Source organism: Acidobacteriota bacterium (genome assembly GCA_035471785.1).
In the GTDB taxonomy this organism is placed as follows: Bacteria; Acidobacteriota; UBA6911; order RPQK01; family DATIPO01; genus JANQFM01.
This window is the reverse complement of the sequence record DATIPQ010000031.1, coordinates 14,967-26,834: the sequence shown is the minus strand read 5'-3', so window position 1 is coordinate 26,834 and position 11,868 is coordinate 14,967. Positions and strand designations below refer to the sequence as shown.

Annotated in this window: 11 protein-coding genes; 5 read left to right on the top strand and 6 right to left on the bottom strand. The window is 63.9% G+C overall.

The window, feature by feature from the left end:
• Positions 1 to 9: 9 nt before the first annotated feature.
• The gene (locus tag VLU25_04885; GenBank protein ID HSR67255.1) at positions 10 to 327 is read right to left on the bottom strand and encodes a helix-turn-helix transcriptional regulator; all 318 of its coding nucleotides are present in this window, start codon (positions 325 to 327) and stop codon (positions 10 to 12) included.
• Positions 328 to 434: 107 nt separating this feature from the next.
• Between VLU25_04885 and rbsC the strand changes: the two genes are divergently transcribed.
• The 3 genes from rbsC to VLU25_04870 all read left to right on the top strand — a co-directional run bounded on the left by rbsC (position 435) and on the right by VLU25_04870 (position 3,546).
• On the top strand, positions 435 to 1,379 hold the full coding sequence (gene rbsC / locus VLU25_04880) for a ribose ABC transporter permease (GenBank protein HSR67254.1): 945 nt from the start codon (positions 435 to 437) through the stop codon (positions 1,377 to 1,379).
• A 214-nt stretch (positions 1,380 to 1,593) separates the two neighbouring features.
• Entirely contained in the window at positions 1,594 to 2,529 is a 936-nt protein-coding gene (locus tag VLU25_04875; protein ID HSR67253.1) for a sugar ABC transporter substrate-binding protein, read from the top strand.
• Between the two features lie 9 nt (positions 2,530 to 2,538).
• Entirely contained in the window at positions 2,539 to 3,546 is a 1,008-nt protein-coding gene (locus VLU25_04870; protein ID HSR67252.1) for a Gfo/Idh/MocA family oxidoreductase, read from the top strand.
• Between the two features lie 211 nt (positions 3,547 to 3,757).
• Here the strand turns inward: VLU25_04870 and VLU25_04865 are convergent, their stop codons facing one another.
• From VLU25_04865 to VLU25_04855, 3 genes are all read right to left on the bottom strand, one after another.
• Entirely contained in the window at positions 3,758 to 4,909 is a 1,152-nt protein-coding gene (locus VLU25_04865; protein ID HSR67251.1) for a YceI family protein, read from the bottom strand.
• A gap of 30 nt (positions 4,910 to 4,939) precedes the next feature.
• Positions 4,940 to 6,238: a PQQ-binding-like beta-propeller repeat protein gene (locus tag VLU25_04860; GenBank protein HSR67250.1), complete on the bottom strand. Its 1,299-nt coding sequence runs from the start codon at positions 6,236 to 6,238 to the stop codon at positions 4,940 to 4,942.
• Positions 6,239 to 6,312: 74 nt separating this feature from the next.
• A complete protein-coding gene (locus VLU25_04855; GenBank protein ID HSR67249.1) occupies positions 6,313 to 6,813 on the bottom strand; it encodes a MarR family winged helix-turn-helix transcriptional regulator in 501 nt (166 codons plus the stop codon).
• Positions 6,814 to 6,964: 151 nt separating this feature from the next.
• Between VLU25_04855 and VLU25_04850 the strand changes: the two genes are divergently transcribed.
• A complete protein-coding gene (locus tag VLU25_04850; protein HSR67248.1) occupies positions 6,965 to 7,621 on the top strand; it encodes a hypothetical protein in 657 nt (218 codons plus the stop codon).
• A gap of 103 nt (positions 7,622 to 7,724) precedes the next feature.
• Here VLU25_04850 and VLU25_04845 read toward each other — a convergent pair whose 3' ends face one another.
• Both VLU25_04845 and VLU25_04840 read right to left on the bottom strand, forming a co-directional pair.
• The gene (locus tag VLU25_04845; protein HSR67247.1) at positions 7,725 to 9,257 is read right to left on the bottom strand and encodes a calcineurin-like phosphoesterase family protein; all 1,533 of its coding nucleotides are present in this window, start codon (positions 9,255 to 9,257) and stop codon (positions 7,725 to 7,727) included.
• A gap of 98 nt (positions 9,258 to 9,355) precedes the next feature.
• Complete coding sequence (locus VLU25_04840; GenBank protein HSR67246.1) at positions 9,356 to 9,736, bottom strand: DoxX family protein; 381 nt, start codon at positions 9,734 to 9,736, stop codon at positions 9,356 to 9,358.
• A gap of 131 nt (positions 9,737 to 9,867) precedes the next feature.
• On the opposite strand from VLU25_04840, the gene VLU25_04835 reads away from it, so the two are divergent.
• Complete coding sequence (locus VLU25_04835; GenBank protein HSR67245.1) at positions 9,868 to 11,817, top strand: serine hydrolase domain-containing protein; 1,950 nt, start codon at positions 9,868 to 9,870, stop codon at positions 11,815 to 11,817.
• Positions 11,818 to 11,868: the final 51 nt, after the last annotated feature.

Here is an 11,868-nt window from a genome sequence, read left to right as displayed (position 1 = left end):
CTGGGCCACCTAGCGGGATTCCGGCTCCAGTCCCTGAAAGATGCGCTGCTGAGCCCGGATGCGGCGAGTGGCCTGGCGAAGGGCCTTCTCGCCTTGAGCGCTCAACTGGTAATAGCGCCGCCGCGGACGGCCTTGGGAGTGGGCCTTGGAGGTGTCCTCCCAGTGCGACTCGACCAGTCCCGCCGCCTCGTAGCGGCGCAGGATGGGATAAGCCGTGCCGCTGGCCAGCCGCGTGTAGTCCATGATCTCGAATCCGTAGCGGTAGCCTGAGGCCAGGGCCTGCAGCACCAGGGCTCCGTTGAAGGTAATGCGGGTTGCCTCGTTCATGGCTCTATGCCTTTCTACATAGCCTGTGTCGCATTCTACATAGCCCCGGGGGACGAGTCAACCTCTTTTCCTGGATGGTGCGCCGTGTTACCTTCCCTGCATCGCTCATGAAGGCTTCATTGCTCCATCCGACGCGTTCGCTGGGAACCCTCATGGGGCTGTTCTTGCTCTGCCTGGCCATGTGGGCGGCCACTCCTTACTTCCTGACCCCTTCCAACCTGGTCAACGTGCTCCAGCAGACCGCCATCAACGCCATCATCTCGGTTGGCATGACCTACGTCATCATCACCGCCGGCATCGACCTCAGCGTGGGATCCATCCTGGCCCTGGCGGCGGTAGTCATGGCGGGACTGCTGGCCGAGGGCTTTTCCCCTTGGCTGGCGGTGCCGGCCGGACTCCTGGTGGGAACCCTGGCCGGAACCGTCAACGGACTGCTCATCACGGCCGGGCGCCTGCCTCCCTTCATCGCCACCCTGGGCATGATGAGCGCGGCTCGGGGCGCCGCCCTGGTCTACACCGGCGGACGCCCCATCTCGGGATTCGAAGAGGGCTTCCGTCATGTGGCCACCGGGGAAACGTTCTCGCTGCCGTTTCCCATCCTCTTGATGCTGGCGGTTTACGCCCTTTTCCACGTGCTGCTCTCGCGCACGCTCTTCGGACGCTACGTCTACGCCATCGGAGGCAACGAAGAGGCGGCCCGCCTCTCGGGCGTGCGGGTGGGACGCATCAAGACCGCCGTCTACGCTATTTCGGGACTGATGAGCGCCTTGGCGGGAGTGGTGCTGACGGCCCGCCTCAATTCGGCCCAGCCCACCGCCGGCATCATGTACGAACTGGACGCCATCGCCGCCACCGTCATCGGCGGCACCAGCCTCATGGGAGGCATCGGCCACCTGGGCGGAACACTCATCGGGGCCCTCATCATGGGGGTGCTGCGCAACGGGCTCAACCTGCTCAATGTCTCCTCTTACGTGCAGCAGATCATCATCGGCTCGGTCATTATCGTGGCCGTCCTGGTAGACGCCGCCATGAAGCGCCGGGGCGGCTCATGAGGCGGCTGACTCGACTCCTGCGGAATGCAGCCCGCCAAGTCCTCTCTCAGCCGGCCGCCTCGTACCCCTTCCTTCATCGCCGCAAGGATGCGCCTCCCACCAGACCTGGGGCTGCCTGCCCAAAGGGGAGGTGGTTGCCTTCTGGGTTCGTCGTGCCCATCCGGACAAGTCCGCTGGCTTTTGGGGGAGAACTGAGGTACACATAGGTGCAGCCATGAAGAAATACCCATTCATCGTCACAGTGATCGCGGTGCTATTGCTGGCCCTGGCCTGGACGGCCTGCAACCGTCCCGACCAGCAGGAACGGGGCACCCGCATCGCGCTGGTGCTCAAGACCCTCAACAATCCCTTCTTCATCGATATGCAGGCGGGAGCCCAGGAAGCCGCCGACCGCCTGGGCGTGGAGTTGGTGGTGCAGGCGGCGGAACGCGAGCTGGACGTCGAAAAGCAAATGCAGATTGTGGAAAACCTGATCCAGACCGACGTCGACGCCATCTGCCTGACCCCCAGCGGCTCCAAGGAAATCGTGCCCGCCGTGGTCAAGGCCAACGCCGCCGGCATTCCCGTCCTCATCCTGGACACCCGCCTGGACCAGCCCACCGCCTCCAGCCAGGGCGCCCAGACGGCCGCCTTTATCGGGTCCGACAACTACGACGGCGGACGCATCGCCGGCCGGCACCTGGTGGAGCTGACCGGCGGCAAAGCCAAAGTAGCGGTGCTGGAAGGCATCCCCGGACACGAAACCGGCGACTCGCGCCTGCGCGGCTTCCGGGAAGCCATCGCCGGCAGCCAAGTCGAGATCGTGGCCTCCCAACCCGCCAACTGGGAGCGCGACCAGGGCTTCAACGTCTTTCAGAACATGCTGCAAGCCCATCCCGAGATCGACGCTCTTTTCGCTTGCAACGACATGATGGCCCTGGGGGCTATCGAAGCCATCGAGGCGGCTGGACGCACGGGCCAGATCACCGTCATCGGCTTCGACGCCGTCCAGGACGCCCGCCAGGCCATGCAAGAGGGCAAGATGCAGGCCTCGGTGGCCCAGTTCCCCTCTCAGATGGGAAAGCTGGCCGTGGAGAGAGCGGTAGCTCTGCTGAGGGGAGAAGAGATCGAGCGCGACAACTCCGTCCCCATCCAACTCGTCACGCCTTAAGGAGCCGGCATGGCAGATAAGAAGCTCAACGTCGGACTGTTGGGGTGCGGACGGCTGGGGCAAGTCTACGCCCGCGACTTGGCCGGAGTCATTCCCGAGACCCGCTTGACGGCGGTAGCCGACAGTCACCTGGGGTCAGCCCGGCGCTGCGCCGAGACCTTCGAGGTGGCCGGTTGCTACGGGGATCCGCTGCAATTGCTGGACGATCCCAAGGTGGACGCGGTGGCCATCGTCACCCCTACCAGCACCCACGCCGAGTTGGTGGAAGCCTGCGCTTCGCGGGGCAAGGCGGTTTTCTGCGAGAAGCCGCTTTCCATCGCCCTCGACCAGGCCCTGGCCATGCAGGAGACGGTGGAGAAGAGCGGCATCTTCTTCCAGATGGGATTCATGCGCCGCTTCGATCCCGGCTACGCCGCCGCCAAACACAAGATCGAGGCGGGAGAGATCGGGCGTCCGGTCCTCTTCAAGTCGAGTTCGCGCGACCCCTACCGGCCCAGCGTGGAGTACGCCGATCCGCGCCACAGCGGAGGCATGATCGTCGACATGGGCATCCACGACTTCGATCTGGCCCTGTGGCTGATGGGTCCGGTGCGGCGCGTCCAGAGCACGGGAGGCGTGCTGGTCTATCCCGAGCTGGGCGAAGTGGGCGACATCGACAATGCCATCGTTACGCTGGAATTCGAGCAGGGACTGGGCGTGATCGATCTTTCCCGCAAGGGCGTCTACGCCTATGACATTTTCACCGAGGTGCTGGGCTCGGAGGGAGCCGTGCGGGTGGGATACCTGCGTGAGACGCCCATGCTGCTGCTCAAGGAAAACCAGGTCTCACACGACACCGTCCCTTACTTTCCCCAGCGCTTCCGCGATGCCTACACCCTGCAACTGCAGAACTTCGCCCGCAACGTCCTCACCGACACCCCTCCCCCTGTCACCATCGCCGACGGCGTACAGGCTCTCAAGGTAGCCCTGGCGGCCACCAAGAGCCTGCACCAGGGCCGACGGGTGGCGCTCGATTGATTGCTGCTAAGCGCTTCGAGTCCCCAATCGAAATCGCCGCAAAAGTGACCCGACGCCTCCTGAGCTGACCTCTGCGTGATGCAGCCCGTCCAGTCCTCTTCAGCCAGCCGCCTCCTGGCCTTCCCTCCATCGCCGCAGGGATGCGCCTTCCGCCATTCGAGGATCGGCTCGGTTGCCGGTACCCGTTGTTGGTGACCTGCTCTCTGCTGCTTCACTGGCCGGCAGCGAAAGCTTTGTAGCGGGCCAGTTTGGATTGCAGGGGGGCGGCCATGCGGCCCTGGGCCAGGGCCGCGGCTTTTTCCTGCCACTGCACCGCCTGGGCGTAATCGGCCCCCAAGAAGTAGACTTCAGCCAAGGTGTCGAGGTAGGCCGGGTTCTTTTCCTCGCTTAACTCCACCGCCCGGGAAGCCGCCTTGAGGGCCAAACCCAGGTCACGGGGCTGGATTTCGGCGGTGGCAATGGAGTTGGCGATGTGGTTGAGGGTCTCGGCGTCGTCCCAGCTTTCCTTCATCAGCCCTCGGGCGTAGGCGTAGGCCTTGGGAGCGTCGCGCAGGTCGCGCAACAGGGTGTCGAGGCGGATGCGGCTGTGAATCACCCGCGGATCGTCCACCGGATTGCCCGGCTTCTCCGGGTCGACATTGCCCAGCATCAGGTAAAGGCGCACGCCCAAGGTCTCGGCGATGCGGGGAGACATGCGGGCCTGCATGCGGGGATCGGCGAAGGTCAATCCCAGGTCCTCGGGAGTGACTTCGAATTGACCTTCGATCACCAGCCGGTCTCCCACCACAGGATTGCGGGGGGCCATTGTCAAGAAGGGCCGCAGGCTGACCTGGGCGGGAAAGGTGAATCTCCTGGAGCCGCCCTTGGCCTGCACCTCCATGGTCATGGTGCCGCGGAAGACGGTCTGCGAATCGGACTGTTCGACCTTGCTCACATCGGAGAAGGAGACGACCTGCAAACCCACCTCGGGATGGGAGGCGGCATCCAGCAGCATGGGACCGTGCAGCAACTGGTCGACCCCGTCGATTCCGCTGGTCAACTGCACCACCGGCATGCGGAAGGAGGCCGCAGCCAGCGGCGAAGCGGCTTCCTCGCGCTCGAAGGGGACGATGGCGTAACCCACGATGCGGTTGCTGGTCAGCACCACCTGCTGCTCGGGGGCCGAGGAGATCATGGCCAGTTGGGCGTCCTCGCCGGGCCAGACGTAGAAGACCTCGCCCAAGTCGAGATCCTGATCGCGCACCTCAAGGGTTTGCCCGGCGAAGGTCCGCTCGGGAACGTCCGATGAGGACTCGCCTTGGGCCAACGCAAGGGTTGCGGACAGCAGCGAAATCAGGGTCGCCATTAATGCAATGTTCTTCATGCTCTTGCTCCATGCCTTGCGCAGGTGTTACTAGCGGCTCAGGTCCAGCGCCTTGATCTCTTTGCGGTTTCTCAGGTAGACGGTCGACCCGATGACGGTGGGGGGCGTCCAGGCCGTCCGCTCCAGGACGTTGGCCTGGGAGTGCACCGTCAGTCCCTGGGGAGAAGCGGTGGTGATGGCCAGATCGCCGTCCTCGTCGAGAATGAGGACGTGCTCGCCCACCAGCACCAGGTGCGCACGCGAGAAGCCGCGCTCCCGCCACAGCACCTTGCCGTCGTGGATGTTCAGGCACTGCAGAAAAGCCGGCCCGAAATCGCCGCTCGATCCGTACACGTGGTCGCCGATCCGCACATAGGTGGTGTACATGATGCGGGTGCGGCGCGAGTACCACAGCTCCTCGGCGCTGAACTGGTCGCCTTCCTTCTTCAACTGGATGGCGCGGCTGCCGCCTCCGTAGGCCATGGAGCCGAAGAGAATGTGATCGTCGCCGAAGTGCTGAGTCGACATCATGGGTCCCACCACCTTGGGCGTATCCATCTCCCAGATCACCTCGCCGTTGGAGGGGTCGAGTCCGGCGCGGGCCGTCCCCATGGAGATGATGAGCATCTCGCGTCCCCCGAAGTCGACCAGAATGGGCGAGGAATAGCTGGGAGGAAAGCTGCCGCTCTTCCAGCGCAATTCACCGCTTTCCTGGTCGAAAGCCACCACGGCCTGCTCCTGCCCGCCCAGGCCCAGAATGACCAGATCCTGGTAGGCGATGGGCGAAGGCCCGTAGCCGCGTCCCATGTGGCTGGCCTGCATTTCTTCGCGCAGGTCGTGGCTCCACAGTATCTTGCCGTCCTTCTTGTCGAGGCAGTGGAACTTGACCGTGGAGCTGACGGTGTAGATGCGGTCGCCCGCGATCAGAGGCGTGGAGATGGGACCGGGACCGAAATCGAGAATCATGTCCTCGGCGGTGGGCGACTCGTAGGCCGTCTCCCAAATGGTCCCGCCCGTGGCGGCGTCGAGGCCGACCACCACGTCCCGGTCCCCATCCCGGTGCATGGTGTAGAGGCGGCCGTCCTCGAAGAGAATGGAGGAGAAGCCGTCGTCGCCCAGGGGCCTGCTCCACAGCACCTTGGGTCCCTCCTCAGGCCACTCTGTGGCCAGGGGCCCCGCCTGGGGCAAGAGGAAATTGCGGTCGGGACCGCCCCATTGAGTCCAGTCGTAAGAAGCCTCCTCGGCCGCCGTCTCCTCAGACCCCTCCCAACCGGCCCAGATGAGCGGACAGGCCGCCGCCAGCAGTACCAGAAAAAGCCCCGTTCGTCGCAGTCTCGTCGATCTATTCATCCTCTTCCTTTCACTCTTATTGGAGGCCGCAAGTTTGACACGTGTAAAGCTTGCGCCGGTTCGGAAAAATCCCTCTATCGGCCCGACTCTTCGCCGCCGCCACCCTCACGACGCTGAGGCGCGTCGTCGTCGCCGGTCAGGCGCGAGGCCACTGCGAAGAGCGCTTGCAGGGTCTCCTCGCCCAGTTCCTCCCCCAGCCGCTTCTGCGCCCCGCGCCAGGACTGCAGAGCCTGTCGCATCAGCCGCTTTCCCTTCTCGGTCACGCACAGGCAATGGCTGCGGGCGTCGGGGCCGGGCAGATTCTCGATCCACCCGTTGTCGCGCATGCGCTTCAAGTTTCGGCTCAGCGTGGAGCGCTCGATGCGCAGAAACTGTTCCATTTGCGAGGGCGTGGGACGGTCCAGAAAGAAGACCATGGAAAGGAGCCCCAACTGCTCCACCCGCACCCCGTGGGGACGCAAGGCCTCGTTGTAGGCCGAGGTAATCACGCGGTTGAGAAGGCGCACCCTTCCCGCCAGGCATCCCATGGCGATTTCTTCAGCGGCCTTTCGAGTGTCGATTTCGTCCTGGCTCATTCGTCCTTTATTGTAACGGGCCGCTTTGTGGCCGGTGCGCCAGCCTTGCGGCAGACAGATTGTACATTTACCGCAAGCGCGACAAAAGCGGAACCGTCCCCGCCGCGGATCGTGTAATTGCATATACAACATTTAACGGAGGAGAAATCCAATGAAGCGATTGCTAGTGCTACTTGTGGCAGCGGCGGCTCTCTCGGCCCCGCTGCTGGCCGAAGTCCTGATCTTCACCTCGGGCGAAACCGACAGGGGCGCGTCCCGCATGGCCATTTTCGACGGCCATCCCCGCGGCCTGTTGTCCGACCAGAGCGAATTCCTGGGGCAGATCGTGGTTAATTTCGGCAAGCCCCAGTGGAAGCCGGAGTACAAGTCCATGCTGAAGGGCGGAGGGGATCAGAAGGTGTGGCGCCTGGGCGCCGACTACTGGACCACCCTGGAGGCCAACATTCCCTTCCGCCTGGGCGGAAAGAGGCTGCAGCCCAACCAGTACTTCCTGGCGGCCCGCTATTCCCAGGAGAGAGGGGGCTGGAACCTTCTGGTGCTGGATCCGGCCAAAGTGCGCCAAGGCCATCTCGATCCCTTTGTGGCGCAGGGGCTTCCCAAGCGTCATCTGGAGGGAGCGGGCTCGCCTTTGATTACGGAGATACCGCTGGAGTCCTCGACGCTGGAAGAAACCGCCGAGAAGCTCTCGATACTCATCACCTCCGAGTCGAAGACTCCGCCGGCTCGGGGCACCCTGGCCATTCGCTGGGGGGACATCCAACTGGCGGTCGACTTGGAAGCGGAATTGCCGATGACCGCTTCCGAATAGGCACCGGAGCGGCTTCCGAGTGCCATTCACTGCGGGTCCGCCCGGCGCGTCCCTACTTCTCCAGTTGAGCGCGCCGGGAGGGCCCCTGCAGCGACAGCTTCCATTATTGCAGGTTCAGGTCTTCGCGATAGGTGCGTCCGAAGCGGTCGACGGCTTCCACGGTGATGCGGCGGACGCCGGGAGCCACGGGAGCGTAGAAGAGATGTCCGGTGGGCATGGGCTCGACCCAGGAATTCTTGGCCGGCAAGTCGTGGCCCGTGTGCAGTTGCACTGAAAGCGGATCGAGACCGATGCGGCGCGCCATGGGACCGCCGGCCTGGCCGTCCTGATAGCAGGTCACCTTCCACTTCGGATCCCAGTCCCAGATGTTGGCCACTACCTCCTCGGGAGCCAGCGGGTCGCTGCCGGGAGGATAGAGCCGCATTTGATGCTCGGGGGGCTTGCCGGTCGACTGGTAGCGCCAGCTCAGGTCTTCGCCGTCCACCTGGTAGACGGCGTACCCCATGGGCGTCCCGTCGTGGCAGATGGGGCCGCTCCACCAGGCGCCGCAAACGGCGCCGCTGATGTGCTCGTGCACGCCTCCCTCGAACATGTGCTCGCTTTCGTGAAGATGTCCGGAAACGATGTGAGCCTGGAAAGGCTCCAGCAGGTGGTAGAGAGCCTGGCGGTTTTGCACTCTGCCGCTTTCGTCGCGGTTGGCGCGCTGGCGGCGCTCCGGATTGGTGGTGTTGACGGGGATATGAAGCGCCACGACCACGGGACTTCCAGCCTCCACCCGCGCCAGGTCCTGCTTGAGCCAGGCCAGTTGGCCTTCGCTCAGGTATCCGATATAGCCGTCGCCGTGCCAGAAGACGCTGTTGAGGACGACATAGTGGACGGCTCCCCGGTTGAAGGAGTAGTGGGAAGGCCCGAAGTGGCTCTGGAAGGTGGAGGAGGCGCCGGGGTTGGTGTGCGATTCGAAGTCCAGATCATGGTTGCCCACGACCTGGAAGAATGGAATCCCCATGGCCTGGACGCCCTTCTCGTACTCGGGATAGAGCGAGAGCACGTCGTACATGATGTCTCCGCATCCGATTCCGAAAGCCGTTCCTCCGGCTTGCTCCGCAGCCAGGCGGGCCACCTCGGGGACGGTCTCCCGCTGGAACCAGCGCATCTCGTCGATGGTGCGGGTCTGCGGATCGGCCAACTGGTAGAAGGTATGGCGCGAGTCCGAGCGAGACAGCTTGCGGAGTTCGAATTCCACCTCGGCCTCGCCCTTCTGATCGGGTTGCAGAGGGGCGTAGAGGCGAGCCGTCCCGGTGGGATTGCGGGGGATGGCGTAGCCGGCGGGCAGACTCAGCGACAGGAAGCGGGCTCGAGTATCCCCTACCAGTTCGAAATAGCCTTCGGCGTCGCTGTCGACCACCGTCACGCCGTCGCTGAGCGCGACCGAGGCCAGTCCCCTGCCGGCCGCATGGACGCGTCCGCGAACCCGCTGGGGACGAGGACGGGATAAGTCGTTGAGCACGACCGACCGGGGCGAACGCGCTCCCCACAACTCCCCTCCCAGAGGAGACAGGGCGGCAGCGGCAGCCAGTGTGCCCAGGTGTCCCAGAAAAGCCCTTCGGCTGGCGGCTTGTATTCTGCGATTCGGCATTCCTTCCTCCTTGCGCCCCTTCTTGAAAAGGCGGCGGCCACAGTCTTTTTACTGCCTTTCCGTTAACGCGAGATAGAGATTTCCGGCTTGGGCGAAGCTTAGCGGCGTCCGCCCAGACTGCCCAGCGGACCGAAGGCCCGGTCCAGCCGCAGATAGCAGCAAATCACAGCCAAGACCAGGAACACGGCCGCCAGGGCCGGCGACCCGATACCGGATGCGACATGGGAATAAACGGCACCTGCCATGACCCCGGCGATGATCAGCCCCCCGTAGGAAGCCAGCGCCGGGATCAGCAGCAGCAGTCCGCCCAAGACCTCCAGAATTCCGGTGAAGGTGACGAACCAGGGGGGATATCCGAAGGCCTCGAAGTTCTCTAGGATCTCGTCGCTGGGGCTCAGCTTGGAGAAACCGGCCCCGCCGATGAAAAACAATCCAAGGACAACACACAGGACCCAGGCGATGACATGCTTGGCGTTCATCTCGCGAACCTCCCTTGCCGTTTTCGCCATTTTGACGGCGGCAGCGGCCCTTGACAAATCGCTGTCTGTTGTCGAGACGCCTTGCGCTGGCGACTTTTAAGCCAAAACCGGTTGCGATATGATCCTCAATCATGCGAATCCTCTCACTTCCCTTTTTGGCTCTATCTCTTTTGCTGGGCAGTCTGGCAGCCCAACCGAACGCTCCTTCGACGGCCTCAGCAAAGGAAGTGGCCGCCTTCTCTCCGCCGGCCAGCGCCGGACTGGACGATCCGGTCGCACTGGAGGCCTTCGTGGACGGCTTGATGGCGTCTCAGATGAAGGCCCGCAAGTGGGTCGGCTCAACGGTTTCAGTGGTGCGGGGAGGCCGCCTCATCTTCTCCAAGGGATATGGCCATGCCGACCTGGAGCAGGACACCCCGGTGGATCCCGCCACCACCCTCTTCCGCATCGGCTCGGTCAGCAAGCTCTTCACCTGGACGGCCGTCATGCAACTGGTGGAGCAGGGACGCCTCGACCTGGACGCCGACGTCAACCAGTACCTGGAGACGTTTCAGATCCCGGAGACCTACCCCGAGCCCGTCACCCTCAAGCACCTGATGACCCATACGCCGGGATTCGAGGACGTGGTGATCGGGCTCTTCGCCAAAGAAGAAGACACGCGTCCGCTGGCCGAGGTGCTGTCTTCGGACATCCCCAAGCGGGTGCGTCCGCCGGGAGTGCAGGCGGCCTACTCCAACTGGGGCACGGCGCTGGCGGGGCTGATCGTCTCCAACGTCTCGGGCCAGTCCTACGAGAGCTACGTCGAAGACAACATCCTGCAGCCGTTGGGAATGACCTACTGCACGGCGCGGCAGCCGGTGCCGCAGGAAATCAGCCAGTACATGTCAAAGGGTTACACCTTCGAAGGCGGCGAGTTCGTGGCCAAGCCCTTCGAGCACGTGCCCATGTCGCCGGCCGGCGCTTTCAGCGCCAGCGCCGAGAGCATGGCGCGCTTCATGCTGGCCCACCTCGATCCCAGCCAGGAGGGAAGCCCGGGCATCTTGCAGCCCCAGACCGTGCTGCGGATGCGGGAAGAGCTCTTCCGACCTCACCCCAGATCCAACGCCATGCTCTACGGATTCATCGAGGGGCGCCCCGCCGACCCGCACATCTTCGGCCACGGGGGAGACACCATCTATTTCCACACCATGCTGGTGCTGGTTCCCGAGGCCGACACGGGCATTTTCCTTTCCTTCAATTCGGCCCAGGGAGGCCAAGCCCGCGGCGACGTTTACGACGCATTGCTGGAGCGTTATTTCCCTCGCCCCGAAAGTCCTCAGCCAGAACCCGCCCAGGATGTGCGGTCGCTGGATCGATTCGCCGGCAGTTATGTCGCCAATCGGGCCTCTGAGACCACTCTGGCAAAGCTGGCCCAGTTGATCGCGACGGTGGAGGTGGAAGTCGATCCGGACGGCTACCTGCTGATGCGCTCGCCTCAGGACGGCGAGATCAACCGCTACGCACCGCTGGAGCGTTTGGTGTTTCAGCACACCGAGAAGTCGGACAAGCTCATCTTCGAGCAGGACGCAAACGGCGAGGTGCGAGAACTCCACCTTTCGAACCTGCCCATCATGGCTTTCCACAAGGTGGGCGGACTGCGCTCGCCCACTCTGCACATGGCAATCATGGGCATTAGTCTGGTCTGGATGCTTTCGGCGGTGGTGCTGTGGCCCTTCGCCCCGCTGCTGCGCCGCAAGTCGGAGAGCACCATGGCCGCCCGCGACCCCAGGCCGCCGCTGTGGCCTTCCCTGCTGGGATGGGCCGTGTCGCTGCTCTTCATCATCTTCGCGGTCGGATTCGCCATCGTGCTCAGCGACCCCATCTCGATCGTCTTCGGCGTTCCCGCCTCGCTGCAGACGCTGCTGTGGATTCCCCTGGCGGCGGGTTTTCTCAGCATTCTCCTGCTGGCCGGCCTGTGGGTGGCCTGGAGGCACTCCTACTGGGGAGTGATCAGACGCTTGCACTTCACGCTCTTGACGGTGCTCAGCTTTGCCCTCCTGTGGGTGCTCAACTACTGGAACCTGCTGGGCTTTAACTACTAGCCTCTGCCGAAAAAGAAAACGAGCGGGATCGGCCGATCCCGCTCGTCAAGG

What these genes read in the sequence shown, in the direction of transcription:
- VLU25_04885 (HSR67255.1), bottom strand. Translation starts at nt 327, where the DNA reads ATGAACGAGGCAACCCGCATTACCTTCAACGGAGCCCTGGTGCTGCAG.
- rbsC (HSR67254.1), top strand. Translation starts at nt 435, where the DNA reads ATGAAGGCTTCATTGCTCCATCCGACGCGTTCGCTGGGAACCCTCATG.
- VLU25_04875 (HSR67253.1), top strand. Translation starts at nt 1,594, where the DNA reads ATGAAGAAATACCCATTCATCGTCACAGTGATCGCGGTGCTATTGCTG.
- VLU25_04870 (HSR67252.1), top strand. Translation starts at nt 2,539, where the DNA reads ATGGCAGATAAGAAGCTCAACGTCGGACTGTTGGGGTGCGGACGGCTG.
- VLU25_04865 (HSR67251.1), bottom strand. Translation starts at nt 4,909, where the DNA reads ATGAAGAACATTGCATTAATGGCGACCCTGATTTCGCTGCTGTCCGCA.
- VLU25_04860 (HSR67250.1), bottom strand. Translation starts at nt 6,238, where the DNA reads ATGAATAGATCGACGAGACTGCGACGAACGGGGCTTTTTCTGGTACTG.
- VLU25_04855 (HSR67249.1), bottom strand. Translation starts at nt 6,813, where the DNA reads ATGAGCCAGGACGAAATCGACACTCGAAAGGCCGCTGAAGAAATCGCC.
- VLU25_04850 (HSR67248.1), top strand. Translation starts at nt 6,965, where the DNA reads ATGAAGCGATTGCTAGTGCTACTTGTGGCAGCGGCGGCTCTCTCGGCC.
- VLU25_04845 (HSR67247.1), bottom strand. Translation starts at nt 9,257, where the DNA reads ATGCCGAATCGCAGAATACAAGCCGCCAGCCGAAGGGCTTTTCTGGGA.
- VLU25_04840 (HSR67246.1), bottom strand. Translation starts at nt 9,736, where the DNA reads ATGAACGCCAAGCATGTCATCGCCTGGGTCCTGTGTGTTGTCCTTGGA.
- VLU25_04835 (HSR67245.1), top strand. Translation starts at nt 9,868, where the DNA reads ATGCGAATCCTCTCACTTCCCTTTTTGGCTCTATCTCTTTTGCTGGGC.